The organism is Bacteroides neonati, assembly GCF_000499785.1.
GTDB classification, from domain to species: Bacteria; Bacteroidota; Bacteroidia; order Bacteroidales; family Bacteroidaceae; genus Bacteroides; species Bacteroides neonati.
On record NZ_HG726022.1, the window covers coordinates 25,420 to 43,710 of the forward strand.

Consider the following 18,291-nt stretch of genomic DNA (forward strand, 5'->3'; position numbering starts at 1 on the left):
GATTATACTCTTTTTGTTATTGCCTTTAAGAGCGGATCTGGTCCTAATTTTAACTCGTCTAATTGTTTGCGAGAATATATTTTAGGGCTATTTTTATGCACTCCTTTTCGTTTCCATTTGGCTGCGCCAATTGCTTTTTGATGATCCACCCACCCCTCTCCATAAGTCCTATATGCGTCTGATTCTGTAATTTCGTCCTTGGTTGGGTTCATCTCAACCTTAATGGCTCTTGCCGTAGCTCTTGCCGTAGCCTGTATGATATTATTTAGTTCCCAAAGTTCGATTTCCATAATGTTAGAATTTTGAAAGTGAATCGTAATATTTTTTGTTTGCAAGATAGACTTCGGTAACTTGCTTATCTGAGCATTTGTTGCCGAGCTCTGATTTAATAGTGTGATAGGCATTGTCAGGCATGCTGTACTTTATTTGTTCTATCCGATCGCAATTTCCAGCAACTCCAAGAATACAGATCATTGCCAATACTCCAAGTATAGAGCACAAGGTTCTTAATGTCTTGTTTAAATCCATATTCTTTATTTTAAACGGGTTACTATTATGTCGTCAATACGGCCTGCTTCTGATAGAATGAAAGAGTATCCTCTTCCTTTTAGAATTCTGTTTGCACTGCGTAAAGAGCACGCTTTTATATCTCTATTTTTTATCGAAGTTGGAACCCCAATCTTCAATGATAGCAATGTCGCTTGTACGTCAACTTTCTTGACGACAGACACTGGGGCAATTCTTTTTTGCTTTTCTTTTGCTGTTTCCATAATTATAAATATCTTTGAAAATCGTTTTAAATTGTGCTGCTTAATCAAGCAATTGATTGTGCAGCGTGATTGATTACGTTTGCAAATATATGAGCATTGTTCATAATATCAAAATAATATATGAACATATTTCATATATTCTATTTATTTATTTTAATTCTAAATAGTGTGTTATGGAATCAACTGTAAAAGAGAGACTTATTAAATTTATTGATTACAAGGGAATTAATAAGCATAGCTTTGAAAAAACATGTGGTTTTTCAACAGGTTTTGTTTCTAATATGAGGGTGTCATTACAACCCAATAAAGTTGCGAGCATTGCTTCTAATTTTCCTGATCTAAATACAGGCTGGCTTCTTACTGGTGAGGGCGAAATGCTTAAATTAAACACAAACACTTCATCCATCAATGTCGATGGTGACTTAAATACAATAGATATGGAAAATAAACTAAGAAAAACAGAGGCATTATTGGATGCCATGATCGAACAGAATGAAAGATTAAAGGCAGAACTAGCTGAATACAAGGCTAGAGAGATTCATAGCAAAGGAATTGCTTAAAGCTCGTGCCAAAATTGGCAGTCAAAGATATTAAAAAACAAGGAACTTAACCATCTGAAAGGGTGGGAGGGTGGAAAATAAATAATTAAATAAATAATTATATGAAAATTGCTCTATTGTTTCTATTGACGCTTGTTTCAGTATTTTCTATTGCACAAGTTCGTGTAAAGGGGTATTATAAAAAGAATGGAACCTATGTTCAACCACATGTGAGATCCAGCCCCGATGGGAGCGTTTCTAATAATTGGTCTACAAAAGGGAATATCAATCACTATACCGGGAAAGAAGGCACTAAAAATATAGGTGCAGTGAAAAGTAATGAATATAATTATACTCAAACTAATAATACAACAATAAGGAATACAACCATTGCAACGGTAGAAGAAAAGCCACAAGGTAGCATTGAGCAAGATCCTACAGTAAATTCATCTTCTATATCTGTAGTATATTTTGAAAAGATTGGCTCTGAATTTGAAGAATCGTTTTCTTTAAAGAATAATACAAATAGGACAGTGGGGCAAATCTCAATAAGGCTTATATACTATCTCGATGGTGAAGTTCTTGATTATAGAGATTTAGTTTTAAATGCTAACATTCCGAGCGGGTTGGCTAAGAAATTTACAATAAGAAGCTTTGACCAAGGTCAAAATTTTACATATAAGCATGGGAATGATAGGTATAAAGACTTTAATGCGTTGTTTGATGTTAAGTATGTGATACTAAACTATAATTGATTTAGGTAATGATGTCTGTGCTTTTATTAGGAATAGAGAATCTTTCTCAACCGGCACAAAGAAGTGCAACGGATGGAAAGATTCTGAGAGAAGCTCCTAAGAGGATTATTCCTTCTTCTTAGTCCAATCGGCTTGGTATGGTACTCCTTCTTTGATGTAATTGAATAGCTCTTCTGCGTCTTTACAGAGTTGCTGAATATGTGTTGGATCTGTTTTAATGGTCTGTGAAATACACCACATTCGCAGTTTTCGATCTGAAAGACGGAAGTGTTTAAGTATGATTTTTAGCATAATAAATTGAATTAATGTTTTTGCAAAAATACATATTTGGGTATGGAAAAGATTCTATATATTAACCAACATGGAGTGAGACAATGCTTTTTATTATATTGTAGTTCTCTGTTTTTTGACTATATTTGCACCTCAAAATATCGTTGTTTGCATTTTGATAGACTGTTTCATTACCTGTTTTTCTACGAATGTTTTACAATGAAAATATAATTTTTATTTAAACTATTTATAATTAGGTAATTATAATCATAAAATGAAGAATATCCGCAATTTCTGTATTATTGCTCACATTGACCACGGCAAATCAACGTTGGCCGACCGTTTACTTGAATATACCAAGACGATAACGGTGACTAACGGACAGATGCTCGACGATATGGACCTGGAAAAGGAGAGAGGTATCACGATCAAGAGCCATGCTATACAGATGGAATATGTGTACAAAGGAGAAAAGTATATTCTGAATCTGATTGATACTCCGGGGCATGTCGACTTCTCGTACGAAGTATCTCGCTCCATTGCTGCCTGCGAAGGTGCGTTGCTTATTGTCGACGCTTCGCAAGGGGTACAGGCACAAACTATTTCCAATCTCTATATGGCCATTGAGCATGATCTCGAAATAGTTCCCGTCATCAATAAATGCGATATGGCAAGTGCCATGCCCGAAGAGGTAGAGGACGAAATCGTAGAATTGCTCGGTTGCAAGCGCGATGAAATTATTCGTGCATCGGGCAAAACCGGTATGGGTATCGAAGAAATTCTCGAGGCAATCATCGAACGTGTGCCTGCTCCCAAAGGAGACGAGGAAGCACCCTTGCAAGCACTTATCTTCGACTCTGTATTTAACTCATTCCGGGGTATCATCGCTTACTTCAAGATCAAGAACGGAGTGATCTGTGCTGGTGATAAAGTGAAGTTCTTCAATACGGGCAAGGAGTATGCTGCCGATGAAATCGGCGTACTACGCATGGATATGGTTCCGCGTAAAGAGCTCCGTGCAGGAGATGTAGGTTATATCATTTCAGGTATCAAAACCTCCAAAGAGGTGAAAGTGGGCGATACGATTACGCATATCTCTCGTCCGTGTGCGAAGGCAATCTCGGGTTTCGAAGAGGTGAAGCCGATGGTCTTTGCCGGTGTATATCCCATCGAAGCCGAAGAGTTTGAAGACCTGCGTGCTTCGTTAGAGAAGCTACAACTCAATGACGCTTCGCTTACCTTCCAACCCGAATCATCTTTGGCACTTGGCTTTGGTTTCCGTTGCGGATTCCTTGGTTTACTGCACATGGAGATCGTGCAAGAACGTCTGGATCGTGAGTTCGATATGAATGTAATCACTACCGTACCCAACGTTTCGTACAACATCTACGACAAGCAGGGTGTTATGACCGAGGTGCACAACCCCGGCGGTATGCCTGATCCAACACTGATCGATCGTATCGAAGAACCCTATATCAAAGCCTCTGTTATTACAACGACCGATTATATCGGGCCGATCATGACACTCTGTCTGGGCAAGCGAGGCGAATTGCTCAAACAAGAATATATTTCCGGAAACCGCGTTGAAATCTATTACAACATGCCTTTGGGTGAAATTGTGATCGATTTCTACGACCGCTTGAAGAGTATCTCTAAAGGATATGCTTCATTCGATTATCATCCGAACGGTTTCCGTCCCTCAAAACTAATCAAGCTCGATGTGCTGCTCAACGGTGAGCCGGTCGATGCTCTCTCTACACTTACACACGTAGACAATGCCTACGACTTGGGAAAAAGAATGTGTGAGAAGCTGAAAGAGCTGATACCGCGCCAACAGTTTGACATTGCCATTCAGGCAGCTATCGGTGCAAAGATCATTTCGCGCGAAACGATTAAAGCGGTTCGTAAGGATGTAACAGCGAAGTGTTACGGTGGCGATATCAGCCGTAAAAGAAAACTGCTCGAGAAGCAGAAAAAAGGAAAAAAACGAATGAAACAAATTGGTAATGTAGAAGTACCGCAGAAGGCGTTCCTTGCTGTACTGAAACTGGATTAATTATTGTCTGCGAGGTCTTTGAAATCAGTTTACACTGAACAAAGAGGCCCCGCAGATAGTTTTTAAGATACCAGGCAATTGTTATCTGTCTACAGAGCTTTCCTGGCAATTGCTTTAAAAAAACGAATAAAAAAATATGAGAAAAGTTCTGTCTTTTTCGGCCTTTATGGTCGTAGGTCTTATTCTGTCTCAATTCTTGCCTACCTTGGCAGGAGGAGAGTACGGAACGGTAAAAACCATTTCGGATATACTGCTTTATGTCTGTCTGGGCTTCATTATGATTAATGTAGGCCGGGAGTTCGAACTCGATAAAGTGCGCTGGAAAAGCTATGCCGAAGATTATTTTATAGCTATGGCCACTGCTGCCATGCCTTGGTTTCTGATTGCTTTCTATTATGTCTTTGTACTGCTTCCGCCCGAGTTCTGGCAGAGTTGGGAGGCTTGGAAAGAAAATCTCTTGTTAAGCCGTTTTGCTGCACCCACTTCCGCAGGTATTCTGTTTACCATGCTGGCTGCCATCGGACTAAAATCAAGTTGGATATATAAGAAGATACAGGTGCTTGCCATCTTCGACGACTTGGATACCATTCTGTTAATGATTCCACTTCAAATAATGATGATTGGCTTGCGTTGGCAAGTGATTGTCGTAGTGGTTATTGTGTTCCTGTTGCTCTCTATCGGTTGGAAGTATTTAGGAAAATTCAACTTCCGACAAGATTGGAAGGCTATTCTGCTCTATTCTGCTCTTGTATTTGTGGCTACGCAGGCTCTTTATCTGGTCAGCAAAAAACTATATGGCGATGCAGGTAGTATTCATATTGAAGTGCTTTTGCCTGCCTTTGTGCTGGGTATGGTGATGAAGCATAAAGAGATCGATACCCCCGTTGAGCGAAAAGTATCGACCGGCATTTCGTTTCTATTTATGTTTTTGGTAGGTATGAGTATGCCTCACTTTATCGGTGTGAACTTTGCCGAAGCACATACGGGTGCTCATTCGGTAACCGGTTCGCAGGAGATGATGCCATGGGGAGTGATTGCACTTCATGTACTGGCGGTGTCGTTGCTGTCGAATATAGGAAAGCTTATTCCGGTCTTCTTCTATCGAGACCGCAAGTTCAGCGAGCGTTTGGCTCTTTCTATCGGTATGTTTACCCGTGGTGAGGTAGGAGCCGGTATCATTTTCATTGCACTGGGATATAATCTGGGAGGACCTGCATTGATTATCTCCGTGTTGACCATTGTTCTTAACTTAATCTTGACGGGTATTTTCGTGCTTTGGGTGAAGAAGCTTGCTTTGCGAAGCTATAAAGCTTAGTAGATTACTTTGAAAATACTATTTAAAACAGCGTTCTTATGATTATTTTGCGTTCTATCAAGAATCACTCGTCGATGAATATCGCGGCGAGTATTCTTCTTTTCATTACAGCCATTGCAGCGGCTGTGATTGCCAACTCATCGGTAGCACCGATGTATCAGGAATTTCTGGCGCATGAGCTTCATTTACGTATCGGTACGTTCAACTTGCTATCGCATGGTGGACAGAATTTAACAATGGTTGAGTTCATAAACGATGGGTTGATGACTGTATTCTTCCTGTTGGTGGGCTTGGAAATAAAGCGAGAACTGCTGGTAGGAGAACTCTCCTCGTTTCGCAAAGCGGCTCTTCCTTTTATAGCTGCTTGCGGAGGAATGGTGCTTCCGGTTCTGATTTATGCATGGGTGGCTTCTCCCGGAAGTGAGGGAGGGCAGGGACTTGCTATTCCGATGGCTACTGATATTGCCTTCTCGCTCGGAGTGCTGAGTTTGTTGGGTAGTAGGGTACCTTTAAGTTTAAAGATATTTCTTACAGCCTTTGCTGTGGTCGATGATATTGGCGGTATTCTGGTGATTGCTCTTTTTTATAGTTCGCACGTTGCTTATGAATATCTGCTGGTGGCAGCTGCACTGTACGTGGTGCTTTACTTCATCGGCAAGCAAGGCTCTACCAATAAGGTTTTCTTTCTGCTGATCGGAGTTGTTATCTGGTATATGTTTTTGCAATCGGGTATTCACAGCACCATTTCGGGAGTGATACTCGCCTTTGTCATCCCTGCCAAACCACAGCTTCATGTCGGTAAGTATATCGAACGTATTCGCAGCACCATCAACACCTTTCCGGCTATGGGTGAGGAGAGTATCGTGCTTACCAATGAGCAGATAGCCAAGCTGAAGGAAGTGGAGTCGGCTTCGGATAGAGTAATCAGTCCGCTTCAATCGCTTGAAGACAATCTTCACGGGGCGGTGAATTACATTATACTTCCGCTGTTTGCGTTTGTCAATGCGGGCGTGGTGTTTAGCGGCAGTGGCGAACTAATAGGAAGCGTGAGTATAGCTGTTGCCATGGGGTTGCTGATCGGGAAGTTTATCGGTATTTACTCCTTTACCTGGGTAGCTGTCAAGAGTGGCTTAACGCCCATGCCCGAGGGGATGAACTGGAAGAATATATCCGGAGTAGCCCTGCTGGGCGGTATTGGTTTCACGGTATCTTTGTTTATAGCCAACCTATCGTTTGGTAATACACACCCGGTATTGTTGAATCAGGCTAAATTCGGTGTTTTGTGTGGCACATTGATTGCGGGTATCTTGGGCTACATCGTACTGACGCTCGTGTTGCCGAAAAGCCAAGAGTAGCACATGGCTCTTATTTTCAGTACTTAAACGTATGCTTGCGAAAGCTTAATTTCCTCCCTAAACAGAGAACTACTAAACTATATAGTTAAACAACTTATCTTTTTAGTTGAATAACTACACCTATTAGTTGTTTGTATCAAACTAATTACTATATTTGTCGCGTAATCATAATTGATTAGTCATTAAACAAACATATACTTATGAAGCGATTGACCAATAAAGAAGAAGAGGTGATGCGTATTTTTTGGGAGCATGGACCTCTGTTTGTACGAGAACTACTCGCCTTTTACGATGATCCCAAACCTCATTATAATACAGTATCCACCTTGGTACGAGGACTGGAAGAAAAGAAAGTGGTTGGCTACAAAGCATACGGAAACACCTATCAGTACTATGCACTTGTTTCTGAAAAAGCATATAAACGATCGGCACTCAACGAGGTTGTGTCTCAATACTACGACAATTCGTATACGAATGTTGTATCGGCCTTTATCGAAGAAGAAGGATTGTCGGTCGAAGAGTTGAAAGGGTTGATTCAGCGTATTGAACAAGGGCGTAAAAAATAGACGGTTATGGGTGCTTTTCTATTCTACCTCATTAAGTCCAGTCTCTGTTTGATTGTGTTTTACCTTCTCTTTAGGTTGACGTTGAGACAGACTACTTTTTTTCGCTTCAACCGGCTTACACTGCTGGTGGGAATGTCCTGCTGCCTACTCTTACCCTTGATTGAACTAACCAAAAGCGAAACCTCTTTCTTGCCTCTGCATACGTTGCAAGAAATATTGGATGGAAGCGCCAAGACTCTTGTTTTCTCTGTTTCGACAGATGGAATAGGAGAGACCCTTCCGGGCAGTCGAACGAATGTTTCCGGTTCCTATTGGTTACTTAGGGCACTGGGTGTTGGCTATCTGTTGGGAAGCTGTGTCATGCTGTTGTGCTTCCTCGTTTCGAATTACCGTATGTGTCAACTCGTGCGTGGAGCGGAGAAGAAGCGATGGGGAAACTACCGGCTCTTGGTTGTTCGCCCACCCATTGGTGCTTTTAGTTGGGGGCGCTATATCGTCATTTCCCAATCAGACTATGAACGGCATGTGGAAGAGATATTGCTCCACGAATCCATGCACATACGCAATCATCATACCATTGATTTACTTTTCATACATTTACTTCTCATCATTTATTGGTTTAATCCTGCTGTATGGCTGCTAAAACGTGAGCTACGGGAAATCCATGAATATGAAGCCGACAACGGCGTTCTTCACACAGGCATCGATGCAACGAGATATCAATTATTATTAGTGGAAAAAGCCGTTGGTACAAGGCTCTACTCTATGGCCAACGGTTTCAACCACAGCAAACTTAAAAAACGTATCAACATGATGTTAAAAGAAAGAACAAAAAGTTGGGCACGCTTAAAGCTATTGCTTTTTGCACCCGCAGTGGCCGTAACGCTGTATGCCTTTGCACGGCCGGAAGTAAAAGAGGTGTTGCAACCAACTATACCTCAAATGCAACAGAGCGTAGGAGATGATTATGTATCTCTGATGAGTTTCTTTAAAAAGGAGGAAGAAGCCTACAAGGATCGAACTTATGGAAAACAGGATATCGACCTGAAGGTGAAAGAGAAACAAGTGCACAAGCTTCTGATGAATAATAGGAATCAGATTCTGTTCGACAATGTGTATGTTAAGACAGAGCAACTAAAGCCTCTTGTTATGAAGAATCTGTTGGCCTCTTGGGAGGCGAGCGGAAGGAAGGATACTCAGATCATTGTTTTGCAATATGATCGTGGCAGTGACTCAGGTGCGCTAGCAGAAATGCTGAAAGAGGTGAAGAATGCCTATGAACAGATTCGTTCGGATTTGTCGGCAAATTCGGCAGATAAGAGTCAGGCATATCTGAATAAACTTTTCCCTATACGCCTGTGGGAAGATTTACCAGAAAATTACAATCAGACGGTATTGTCCAAAGAGGAGAGAATCAACGATATTGTTGTCACTCTTTACCCCTCGGGAAAAATGGAGACGATTGAAAACTTCACTTTGAATGAACTACAACAAAAGGTTATTGCTGCCCGTAACCAAATGCCCGATCCGGAGAATTTAGTTGTCGGTATTAAGGTGGCTAAGAATTGCAAGATGGGAACGGTGACCGATGTTAAGGATGTTTTGCGAAAAATATCAGCCTTGAAAGTGAATATAGAAAAAGAGTAGGAGAAGAGCGCCCGTAGGCGTAATTCTCAATTATTCATCATCACTATCGTCATTAATCGGTAGAATCTTTTGACTCTCTTCCTGCGGAAGCTCCTCCACTTGGCGGAGCTTCCGTTCTATGGCGCGAGTGCGTTTGCCCATTACCTCTTCAAGTTGGTCACCCGCTGTTTGCAGGTTCTTTTGTACCTTTTCGAGCAGTCCGCCAAACTTGCCAAACTCTGTTTTAACGGCTCCCAGTACCGACCATACCTCGCCCGTACGCTTCTGAATGGCTAGTGTGCGGAAGCCCATCTGCAAGCTGTTAAGGATCGCTCCTAACGTAGTAGGTCCTGTTACAACGATCTTGTACTCTTTTTGCAGCATCTCTACGAGTGCCGTACGGCGAATTACTTCGGCATAGATACTCTCGAACGGCAGAAAGAGAATGGCAAAGTCTGTAGTAAAGGGAGGGTCTACGTACTTTTCGTGGATATCTTTCGCCATCTTCTTGATTGTGTTTTCGAGCTGCTTGCCCGACGACTCTATCAATGCAGCATCGCCTGCCTCGAAGGCATCGTAATACTGCTCGTACACGTCCTTGGGAAATTTGGCATCGATCGGTAGATAGACCGTAGAGTTACTGTCGTCCTTACCCGGTAGCTTGATGGCATACTCTACAAACTCGGTTCCGCTCTTTTTGGTTTTCACATTGGCATCGTACTGCTCGGGGCTCATCATCTGTTCGAGGAGGGCGCCGAGTTGCACTTCTCCAAAGGTTCCGCGCATCTTGACGTTACTCAACACCTTCTTCAATCCGCCTACATCTTGTGCCAACGACTTCATCTCGCCCAGTCCGCGTTGTACGTTTTCGAGTTGTGTGCGAACAATCTCAAAGGATTGTCCAATACGTTCGTTCAACGTCTTTTGCAGTTTCTCCTCTACCATCAGACGCATATCATCGAGCCGCTTTTCGGTCGACTGTATGAGTACCTCCTGTTGGCGCGCCATGGTCTCAAACTTCTGGCGTTGCAGTTCGCCGCTGGTAAGCATATTCTTGTGCAGTGCATCTTGTAGCTGCTGTATGCTTTGGTTGAGTGTTTGGGTAATCTCCATACGGAGCTCGCGGATGCTGCGGTTTAATTCTTCGCGGTTCTCCTGAAGCTGTTGCCGTAAGGCACTCTGCAACTGTTCGGTTTGTTGCTGTCCGTTGCTTTTGGTAAGCACCAGCACAATCAACACGGCGAGTAAAATGATGACAACGATGAGTAACGTTACTTCCATGGTGCGTTAATAGGTCAGAATTTCGTTTCCCGTCTCGGTAATCAAAATCATATTTTCCCATTGTGCCGATGGAAGACCGTCGTCGGTACATACGGTCCACTCGTCCGATTCGTCAACAAATACCTCGTAGGTTCCCATATTGATCATGGGCTCGATGGTAAACGTCATACCCGGCACGATGACCATGCCCGTGCCCTTGCGTCCGAAGTGTTCCACATCGGGGTCTTCGTGAAACTCCACCCCAACACCGTGTCCGCAAAGATCGCGCACTACGCTGTATCCGTTCTTCTCGGCATGCTCCTGAATGGCTGCTCCTACATCGCCCAGCCTTGCCCAAGGTTGTGCAGCGGCAATACCCAGTTCCAGACACTCTTTGGTGACTTGTACCAATCTTTTTTTCTCCTCGCTCACTTCGCCAATCATAAACATACGTGATGCATCCGAGAAGTAACCGTTGAAGATAGTCGATACATCTACATTAACAATATCTCCACTACGCAGAATCTCGTCTTTGCTCGGTATGCCGTGGCATACTACATCGTTGATGCTGGTGCAGACACTTTTCGGGAATCCACCGTAGTTCAGCGGTGCAGGAATGGCACCGTGCTGTTTGGTGAAGTCGTATACCAACTTGTCTATTTCCTCGGTAGCCATGCCTTCGGCAATCTTCTCCGACAGATAGTCGAGAAGCGCCGTATTTATTTTCGCACTGGCTCGTATGCCTTCAATTTGTTCGGGCGTACGAAGTACTTTGCGTTGGGGCAACTTTAATCCTTGTTTTCTGTATTTTTGTATTTTATCTTCGATCTCATCCGGATAATTGGAAGGGGTAAACCGGAATCCTTTAATCATTTTCTTCATTGTTTTTATGCATATCTGAATTCTATCACAAAAGTACGGATTTAAATGCAGGATTTAGTTGCATTTGCCTGTTAATTTAGCTCCTTTATGGAATAGAACGGTTTTTTATCGCATGTAATCGTGAGGTATCTTGTTGATTATCTGAACGAAATGACGAATAAACGATTCGCTGATTAACCACTCCGGCGATACGTTATCACCGTGTTTTTCTTGGCTCGCAAAAGAACTATTTTAACAGAGTGTTAAATACGTACTCTTAGGTGGAAAGAGTACGTATTCTTTCCTGCCAAAACTATATACTCTTGCTGTCGATGAAAAGTATAAGGGAGAAATCGATTAACAATGTTAAAAAAACATTGTATCCGGCAAGGTGCAATACCACCTGGCGATTGCCGTATGCCGGCTATCCTTTGGCTTCCTGATACATAAACCGTTTGATACTCTTTTTGGCCGTTTTTTCAAACTCTTCGAAGTGAATTTTTACTTTGGTTATCTGGCTGAAGTTGGGCAGTTGCTGATTGAGTTCTGCGCGGTTGCTCTCCATAGCTTTCTCTACATCTGCTTGCGCCAGACCATGCGCAAAGGCATCGTCAAAATCGGGGTAGATGAGTGCCACGAGCTTGTCATTCTGCAATACAATGAGCGACTCGGATACGTAGGGCATATTGTTAAGTTTGCTCTCAATCTCTTCGGGATAGATGTTTTGTCCGCTCGAGGTGAGTAGGAGGTTTTTGCTGCGTCCGCGCACTGTAACGTATCCTTCTTCGTCCATCGTAGCCAGATCGCCTGTATGCAACCACCCATCGCTATCAATAATCTGGGCTGTTGCTTCGGGGTTTTTATAATACCCCAGCATCAAGTTGTCGCCCTTGCAGATAATTTCGCCTGCTTGTGTTTGCGGTTCGGGTGAGTCAATGCGTACCTCCATACGCGTAGTTGCCTTACCACACGATTTTTGTTTAAGGTTTTCCCAGCGCGAAGAGCAGATGATGGGACCGCACTCAGTCATGCCATAGGCAATCGTGTAGGGGAAGCCGATCATCTTGAGAAAGGCCTCAACTTCGGCATTGAACGGAGCACCACCGATGATGATCTGATCGAAATTGCCGCCAAAGGCATCCATCGCCGTTTGCCGGGCGGCTGCTTTGAGCTTATCGTTGAGGATGGGCACGTGCAGCAGCAGTTTGCCGATTGTATTGTCTAGTTTGGGCAAAATGCCTTTCTTGATAATCTTCTCTACAATAAGCGGCACACAGGCAATGGTGCGCGGTTTGATTTCGGAGAACGATTGTGCAATGATTTTAGGCGATGGCATGCGGGTAAGGAAGTAAAGATGCGCACCGGCGGAGAATCCGTATAGGAAGTCGTAGACCATACCGAATACGTGTCCCAACGGTAGCATCGACACCATCGTGTCGCCCGGTTTGATGGGAAGTATCTCGTGGCAGTAGGCGATGTTCGACCAGATGCTCCGGTACGGAAGCATAACTCCTTTCGAATATCCGGTAGTGCCCGAGGTGTAGTTTATTATAACCAACTCTTCGGGTTTTTCTTTGCGATAAACTACGTGTTCGGGGCGGAAGTTCTTGGGATAACGTATACCGTATATCTCATTGCGATGCTCGCAGGCATAAGTAAGTTTCTCGCTTCGAGAAACCAACAGCGAAAAGTCGGGCAGTAGTACCACTCCTTCGAGCAGCGGCATCTGTTCTTCATTCAGATTTTCCCACGCCTGATCGCCCACAAAGAGCATTTTAGCCTCGGAGTGGTTTACGATATTATGTATGTTATCTGCTTTGAACTCGTGAAGAATGGGCACGATGACTGCGCCATAAGTAACAGTGGCAAGGAAGGCCACTGCCCAATGGGCACTGTTGCGTCCGCATACGGCTATCTTGTCACCCGGCTGAATGCCTGCACTTTCTAATACAATGTGAAATTTGGCTATTTTACGAGCTACGTCCTTGTATTGAAGCGTGGCTCCTTTGTAATCCGTCAGAGCGTTGCGATCCCAATTGTTCCGGATGCTTTGCTCTATGTAATGAATGAACCGTTGTTCTTGTTCCATTTTGGTCTATCTTGCACATTTGGTTTAAAACTGCGCAAAATTAATCTTTCATTAACATAAACGAAATTCTGTCACTTACTTTTACGGTTAATTAACGGCAGACAATTCCGGATGAAACTGTGAATTTTCCTAAAAAATACTACTTTTGTAGCCATTAATCGATATCATTATTTATGGATTCAAACAATCTTTCTCCCCTGCGTAAAGGCGTAGTTGGGGTGCAATTTCTCTTCGTGGCATTCGGAGCCACCGTTCTCGTTCCGTTATTGGTAGGGCTCGATCCCTCGACTGCTCTGTTTACCGCCGGTATAGGTACATTAATTTTTCATTTGGTTACGAAGGGTAAAGTACCCATTTTTCTAGGCAGTAGCTTTGCTTTTATAGCACCTATTATTAAGGCAACCGAGCTATACGGGCTTGCCGGAGCATTGGGCGGAATGATTGGCGTAGCTTTGGTGTATTTTGTGATGAGTGCTTTGGTGAAGTGGCAAGGTACGCGATTGATCGACCGATTGTTTCCACCGGTAGTGATTGGTCCGGTGATTATTCTTATTGGTCTGTCTCTTGCCGGAACAGGAGTGAGCATGGCCAAAGATAACTGGACGCTGGCTTTGGTGTCGTTGTTTACCGCCGTGTTTGTGTCGATGAAGGCCAAGGGCTTGTTTAAACTCATTCCTATCTTTTGCGGTATTATTGTGGGATATCTGACGGGAGTGATTTTCTACGATGTCGATCTGACAGGTATTCGTGATGCCGCTTGGATCGGACTTCCTCAGTTCGTGTTTCCCGTATTCTCGTGGGAACCTATCTTCTTTATGATTCCCGTAGCCATTGCCCCGGTTATCGAACACGTGGGCGATGTGTATGTGGTAAATACGGTAACCGGAAAAGACTTTGTTAAAGACCCGGGATTGCATCGCACGTTGTTGGGCGATGGTCTGGCTTGTCTGGTAGCCGGTGTATTGGGTGGCCCTCCCGTAACTACCTATTCGGAGGTAACCGGAGCCATGTCGCTTACCAAGGTAACCAATCCTCAGGTGATACGCATTGCTGCCGTAACTGCTATTCTTTTTTCGGTAATCGGTAAGATCAGTGCACTGCTCAAATCCATCCCGAGCTCAGTACTCGGAGGTATCATGCTGTTGCTCTTCGGCACCATAGCCTGTGCAGGTGTAGCCAATCTCATCAACAGTTGTACCGACCTGAGTCGCACACGCAACATCATTATCGTTTCGTTGACGCTTACCATCGGTATTGGGGGAGCTGTGTTTTCTTGGGGCGATTTCTCTCTAACCGGTATCGGACTGGCAGCTTTGGTGGGCGTATTGCTCAATCTGGTATTGCCAAAGGAGGATTAATTCTCTTTTTCACCCGATAAATACGTTTAGTTAAACGTCAATACGAACCGCGTCTCCTTATCGGGCAGTAGCACAATGCTGCCGCCCGATAGTCGCATAATCTGCCGGGAGATGCTCAAGCCAATACCACTGCCCCCTTCTTTGGTCGTAAAGAAAGGAATGAAGATGTGCGGAGCTACATCGGGTGGAATGGGCTTACCGTTATTTCGAAACTCAATTAATACTTCTTCGGCCGCATTACCATAGGCACGTAGCGTGATGACTCCATCGGGCTGCGTGCCTATGGCTTGTATGGCGTTCTTCAACAGATTGACAGATACTTGCGTGATGAGGTTTTCGTCGGCATAGAGAATCAAGTCGGCAGGTTCTATCTCCACCCGAAAAGTGATGTGCGAACAGTTGTTTTGGTGGCGTGCCAGTTCTATCATACGGTCGAGAAAGGGTTTGAGATAAAAAAGCGACGGTTCGGGCGATGGGATGCGGGTGAATCGCCTGTAAGACTCTACAAAAGCCAGTAAGCCCTTGCCCGTGGTGCTGATGGTTTGCAAGCCGTTGCGAATCTCCTCGTTGCCGGGTATGGCAAGTGAAAGTAGTGTATCACTAAGCGATGTAATGGGGGTGATGGCATTCATAATTTCGTGTGTAAGCACCCGGGTGAGGCGAATCCATGAATCAATCTCCTTCTCATCGAGTTCGGTATTGATATCGTTGAGCGAGAGAATGCGCAGGTGTTCGTTCTGTACGGTGATGTCTGATACGCGGATGAAAAGGTTAACAGTACCCCGCTCGTTGCTGAACGAGGTTTGTAGCTTCTCGCCCGGACGGCAATGTTCGATCTTCTCCATCAGTAGTTTATCGACCTTGTTCAATTGGCGTACATGGGTAAAGATGTTGAGCCCCAGCAGTCGCATAGCTTCACTGTTTTTTTGATAAACTGCCCCATTGTCATTGAGCACGAGCAAGCCGCTGTTCACGCAATCGAGTATCAACTCGTAGTACTTTTCCCGACGGGCAGTTTCGGCCTTTACCTGATAGAGAATACGCCCCACACGATTCAGGGAGCGATTAATCTGTTTGCTTTCGCTTGTTCCCTGTTCTTCGGAAAAGTGAAGGGTCTGATCGTTGTTTTCAAGTGCATCTATTAAAAACAGCAGTCGGCGTGTATGGCTGCGATAGCCTTGCAGTTGCCACCAAATGCTCCATAATAGTGCACAAGTACTGATTCCCATCCAAACGAAAGATCCGTTTACGAACAGCAGGGTGGTTGCTACTCCCAGACAGAGCGTAAGCAGCATCCGAAAGGTATATCGGTTGGTCAGTGAGCGGAAACGGTTTCTCATAATCCAAACTTTTTCATCTTATTATATAAGGTCTGCCGGGTGATGCCCAGCTGCGCGGCTACTGCCGAAAGGTTGCCTTCACATTGTGCCAACGTTCGCTGAATCATCTTCATCTCCATCTCTTCGAGTGTAGAGGCTGCTGCTTCGGGCATTTCGCTGCGGCGGGGCAGTTGAAACAGTTCGGCAGGAATTACTGCATTGTCACTGATGATGACAGCTTTTTCTATGGCGTGCTCCAGTTCGCGTATATTTCCGTACCAAGGATGCGAGGTAAGTCGTTGGCAAGCTGCGGGGCTCAGTGTGAGGCAGGCTTTGTCGTACTGCCTGCAAAAACGTGCGATGAACCGTTCGGCCAACGGAACAATATCTTCGCATCGGTTACGTAGCGGAGGAATCTCCAAGTGGATGGTATTGATACGATAGAGCAGGTCTTCGCGAAACATCTCCCGGCTTGCCATATCGGTGAGGTTGCGGTTGGTAGCACAAATCAGTCGTATGTCTACCGGAATCGGTGTGTTGCTTCCCACACGAATCACGCTGCGGCGTTGCAGTACGGTGAGTAGTTTGGCTTGCAGATGATAGGGCAGGTTTCCTATTTCGTCGAGAAAAAGTGTACTGCCTTGTGCCGCTTCGAACTTGCCTATACGGTCGGTATGGGCATCGGTAAACGAACCCTTTACGTGCCCGAACAGCTCGCTCTCGAATAACGATTCGGTGATAGAACCCATATCTACTGTTATCATCTCCTGTTGGCTACGGGCAGAGAGGGCATGTATCTCGCGTGCCAACATCTCTTTTCCCGTACCGTTTTCGCCGGTGATGAGTATGTTGGCATCTGTTTTAGCTACTTTACCGATGAGCGTACGAAGCTGTTGCATGGCACTGCTTTCGCCCCAATACATTCTCGAAGTGGGAGTATTTTCCTGTTTGGCATGCTTCTTGGTACGTCGAGAAGCGGCTTCAAGGAGCGTGTCGAGCAGGCGTTGGTTATCCCACGGTTTGACGACAAAATCCGTTGCACCCTCTTTGATTCCTTTCACGGCAAGATCAATATCCGCATAGGCGGTAAATAGTACCACAGGGAGGGTAGGGCGCAGCTTCTTGATTTCGTGCAACCAGAAGAGTCCTTCGTTTCCGGTATTGATGCCTGCGGTAAAGTTCATATCGAGCAGTACTACATCCGGATGCTCACGTTGTAACAATGTAGGCAGACTGACGGGCGACGACAACGTCACGACTTGTGCGAAGTGATTCTTTAAGAGTAGCTGTACGGCTGTCAGTACCCCTTTATTATCGTCGATCACGATAATGGTTCCGTTTTTCTTCATCGTATGATAGGCTTTGGAGACAAAGGTAAGACATGTAGCATATATGAGCAAGCGTCTGTCTAATTATTAGACAGACGCTTGTTTACATTTATCCATTACAATCGGTCTATCGGTCAGGAGAAGGGTGCGATTTAGAATAGTTGCAGTTTCATGCCGAACGATAGGCTTAGATAATCACGTGGCTTCAGGTAGCGATTGTTAAATGCACTGATGATGTAGAGGTCGCTTGAGCTTAGTTCATAAAAAAGGGTAATGGATTTGGCCCGGTAACGATGTCGAGGATCTATTTCATACGTAATTCGTTGCCCCATAAATGCGTTGATGCGCACCTTGCTGGAAAACCCGTAATAGCCTTCGGGATAACGGTCGGGCTCTTTGACCCAGAACTGATTGCCAAAGACTGTATTCAGGTAAATACCACAAGCCAGTGGTTCGACTGAGAAACGCTGCCCCAACGGAAGGTTCCATGGCAGATAATTTTGTTTCAACGTCAATGTCATTTTAGGCTTCTTCGACGAATAGCGTGGAAGCACTCCGATAAACACATCCGTTTCCCATTGATTCTTCTTGCCGTAATCCCATCCTGTGCCAAACGAGAGCAATCCCATATTGCCGGCAAACTGTATCTTGGTATGGGTCGGAATGAGTTTCTCCCAATTAGAGCGATAACGATGTATTCGTTTGTCATAAGGCTTGGTCGTATCGGGTTGTTCGTTCAGCCCGTTTTCTTGTGCCCATATAGGTTGGCATCCTCCCGTAGCGAGGAGTATCCCGAAGAGTATGCCGAGTAATGGTTCTTTCAT

The 18,291-nt window shown here is 44.4% G+C and carries 17 protein-coding genes; 8 read left to right on the forward strand and 9 right to left on the reverse strand.

The features are described 5' to 3' along the window. Positions 1–2: 2 nt before the first annotated feature. On the reverse strand, positions 3–290 hold the full coding sequence (locus TY03_RS12040; RefSeq protein ID WP_042370538.1) for a hypothetical protein: 288 nt from the start codon (positions 288–290) through the stop codon (positions 3–5). Positions 291–533: 243 nt separating this feature from the next. Beyond that, complete coding sequence (locus TY03_RS12045) at positions 534–770, reverse strand: hypothetical protein (protein WP_148335657.1); 237 nt, start codon at positions 768–770, stop codon at positions 534–536. A 173-nt stretch (positions 771–943) separates the two neighbouring features. On the opposite strand from TY03_RS12045, the gene TY03_RS21500 reads away from it, so the two are divergent. Further along, a complete protein-coding gene (locus TY03_RS21500; protein ID WP_052332481.1) occupies positions 944–1,330 on the forward strand; it encodes a hypothetical protein in 387 nt (128 codons plus the stop codon). Between the two features lie 101 nt (positions 1,331–1,431). Next, positions 1,432–2,064, forward strand: coding sequence for a hypothetical protein (locus TY03_RS22665; protein ID WP_052332482.1), 633 nt, complete (start codon positions 1,432–1,434; stop codon positions 2,062–2,064). Positions 2,065–2,169: 105 nt separating this feature from the next. Here TY03_RS22665 and TY03_RS12060 read toward each other — a convergent pair whose 3' ends face one another. Further along, complete coding sequence (locus TY03_RS12060) at positions 2,170–2,355, reverse strand: hypothetical protein (RefSeq protein WP_042370335.1); 186 nt, start codon at positions 2,353–2,355, stop codon at positions 2,170–2,172. Between the two features lie 253 nt (positions 2,356–2,608). On the opposite strand from TY03_RS12060, the gene lepA reads away from it, so the two are divergent. From lepA to TY03_RS12085, 5 genes are all read left to right on the forward strand, one after another. Then, positions 2,609–4,390, forward strand: coding sequence for a translation elongation factor 4 (gene lepA, locus TY03_RS12065; RefSeq protein ID WP_042370338.1), 1,782 nt, complete (start codon positions 2,609–2,611; stop codon positions 4,388–4,390). Between the two features lie 136 nt (positions 4,391–4,526). After that, positions 4,527–5,705, forward strand: coding sequence for a cation:proton antiporter (locus TY03_RS12070; protein WP_042370339.1), 1,179 nt, complete (start codon positions 4,527–4,529; stop codon positions 5,703–5,705). A gap of 38 nt (positions 5,706–5,743) precedes the next feature. Then, complete coding sequence (gene nhaA / locus TY03_RS12075) at positions 5,744–7,060, forward strand: Na+/H+ antiporter NhaA (RefSeq protein ID WP_042370341.1); 1,317 nt, start codon at positions 5,744–5,746, stop codon at positions 7,058–7,060. A gap of 200 nt (positions 7,061–7,260) precedes the next feature. Then, the gene (locus TY03_RS12080) at positions 7,261–7,626 is read left to right on the forward strand and encodes a BlaI/MecI/CopY family transcriptional regulator (RefSeq protein WP_042370344.1); all 366 of its coding nucleotides are present in this window, start codon (positions 7,261–7,263) and stop codon (positions 7,624–7,626) included. Between the two features lie 6 nt (positions 7,627–7,632). Then, positions 7,633–9,273 (forward strand): M56 family metallopeptidase, encoded by a 1,641-nt coding sequence (locus TY03_RS12085; RefSeq protein WP_042370346.1) that lies wholly within the window; start codon positions 7,633–7,635, stop codon positions 9,271–9,273. 30 nt (positions 9,274–9,303) lie between these two features. On the opposite strand, the gene rmuC is transcribed toward TY03_RS12085, so the two are convergent. The 3 genes from rmuC to TY03_RS12100 all read right to left on the reverse strand — a co-directional run bounded on the left by rmuC (position 9,304) and on the right by TY03_RS12100 (position 13,462). After that, positions 9,304–10,533 (reverse strand): DNA recombination protein RmuC, encoded by a 1,230-nt coding sequence (rmuC, locus tag TY03_RS12090; RefSeq protein WP_042370348.1) that lies wholly within the window; start codon positions 10,531–10,533, stop codon positions 9,304–9,306. A gap of 6 nt (positions 10,534–10,539) precedes the next feature. Continuing rightward, the gene (locus TY03_RS12095) at positions 10,540–11,394 is read right to left on the reverse strand and encodes a methionyl aminopeptidase (RefSeq protein ID WP_042370350.1); all 855 of its coding nucleotides are present in this window, start codon (positions 11,392–11,394) and stop codon (positions 10,540–10,542) included. Between the two features lie 403 nt (positions 11,395–11,797). Beyond that, the gene (locus tag TY03_RS12100; RefSeq protein WP_042370352.1) at positions 11,798–13,462 is read right to left on the reverse strand and encodes a long-chain fatty acid--CoA ligase; all 1,665 of its coding nucleotides are present in this window, start codon (positions 13,460–13,462) and stop codon (positions 11,798–11,800) included. 173 nt (positions 13,463–13,635) lie between these two features. Here TY03_RS12100 and TY03_RS12105 point away from each other — a divergent pair, with 173 nt between their 5' ends. Next, positions 13,636–14,820, forward strand: a complete 1,185-nt coding sequence (locus TY03_RS12105) for a uracil-xanthine permease family protein (RefSeq protein ID WP_042370353.1) — start codon at positions 13,636–13,638, stop codon at positions 14,818–14,820. Between the two features lie 26 nt (positions 14,821–14,846). Here the strand turns inward: TY03_RS12105 and TY03_RS12110 are convergent, their stop codons facing one another. From TY03_RS12110 to TY03_RS12120, 3 genes are all read right to left on the reverse strand, one after another. Beyond that, positions 14,847–16,160, reverse strand: coding sequence for a sensor histidine kinase (locus TY03_RS12110; protein ID WP_042370354.1), 1,314 nt, complete (start codon positions 16,158–16,160; stop codon positions 14,847–14,849). Then, a complete protein-coding gene (locus tag TY03_RS12115) occupies positions 16,157–17,488 on the reverse strand; it encodes a sigma-54-dependent transcriptional regulator (RefSeq protein ID WP_042370355.1) in 1,332 nt (443 codons plus the stop codon). The genes TY03_RS12110 and TY03_RS12115 overlap by 4 nt, the downstream gene beginning before the upstream one ends. A gap of 131 nt (positions 17,489–17,619) precedes the next feature. Next, a complete protein-coding gene (locus tag TY03_RS12120; protein ID WP_230201974.1) occupies positions 17,620–18,291 on the reverse strand; it encodes a hypothetical protein in 672 nt (223 codons plus the stop codon).

What these genes read in the sequence shown, in the direction of transcription:
- TY03_RS12105 (WP_042370353.1), top strand. Translation starts at nt 13,636, where the DNA reads ATGGATTCAAACAATCTTTCTCCCCTGCGTAAAGGCGTAGTTGGGGTG.
- TY03_RS12115 (WP_042370355.1), bottom strand. Translation starts at nt 17,488, where the DNA reads ATGAAGAAAAACGGAACCATTATCGTGATCGACGATAATAAAGGGGTA.
- TY03_RS12110 (WP_042370354.1), bottom strand. Translation starts at nt 16,160, where the DNA reads ATGAGAAACCGTTTCCGCTCACTGACCAACCGATATACCTTTCGGATG.
- TY03_RS12085 (WP_042370346.1), top strand. Translation starts at nt 7,633, where the DNA reads ATGGGTGCTTTTCTATTCTACCTCATTAAGTCCAGTCTCTGTTTGATT.
- rmuC (WP_042370348.1), bottom strand. Translation starts at nt 10,533, where the DNA reads ATGGAAGTAACGTTACTCATCGTTGTCATCATTTTACTCGCCGTGTTG.
- TY03_RS12080 (WP_042370344.1), top strand. Translation starts at nt 7,261, where the DNA reads ATGAAGCGATTGACCAATAAAGAAGAAGAGGTGATGCGTATTTTTTGG.
- TY03_RS12070 (WP_042370339.1), top strand. Translation starts at nt 4,527, where the DNA reads ATGAGAAAAGTTCTGTCTTTTTCGGCCTTTATGGTCGTAGGTCTTATT.
- TY03_RS12100 (WP_042370352.1), bottom strand. Translation starts at nt 13,462, where the DNA reads ATGGAACAAGAACAACGGTTCATTCATTACATAGAGCAAAGCATCCGG.
- lepA (WP_042370338.1), top strand. Translation starts at nt 2,609, where the DNA reads ATGAAGAATATCCGCAATTTCTGTATTATTGCTCACATTGACCACGGC.
- TY03_RS12060 (WP_042370335.1), bottom strand. Translation starts at nt 2,355, where the DNA reads ATGCTAAAAATCATACTTAAACACTTCCGTCTTTCAGATCGAAAACTG.
- TY03_RS12095 (WP_042370350.1), bottom strand. Translation starts at nt 11,394, where the DNA reads ATGAAGAAAATGATTAAAGGATTCCGGTTTACCCCTTCCAATTATCCG.
- TY03_RS12040 (WP_042370538.1), bottom strand. Translation starts at nt 290, where the DNA reads ATGGAAATCGAACTTTGGGAACTAAATAATATCATACAGGCTACGGCA.
- TY03_RS22665 (WP_052332482.1), top strand. Translation starts at nt 1,432, where the DNA reads ATGAAAATTGCTCTATTGTTTCTATTGACGCTTGTTTCAGTATTTTCT.
- TY03_RS12120 (WP_230201974.1), bottom strand. Translation starts at nt 18,291, where the DNA reads ATGAAAGAACCATTACTCGGCATACTCTTCGGGATACTCCTCGCTACG.
- TY03_RS21500 (WP_052332481.1), top strand. Translation starts at nt 944, where the DNA reads ATGGAATCAACTGTAAAAGAGAGACTTATTAAATTTATTGATTACAAG.
- nhaA (WP_042370341.1), top strand. Translation starts at nt 5,744, where the DNA reads ATGATTATTTTGCGTTCTATCAAGAATCACTCGTCGATGAATATCGCG.
- TY03_RS12045 (WP_148335657.1), bottom strand. Translation starts at nt 770, where the DNA reads ATGGAAACAGCAAAAGAAAAGCAAAAAAGAATTGCCCCAGTGTCTGTC.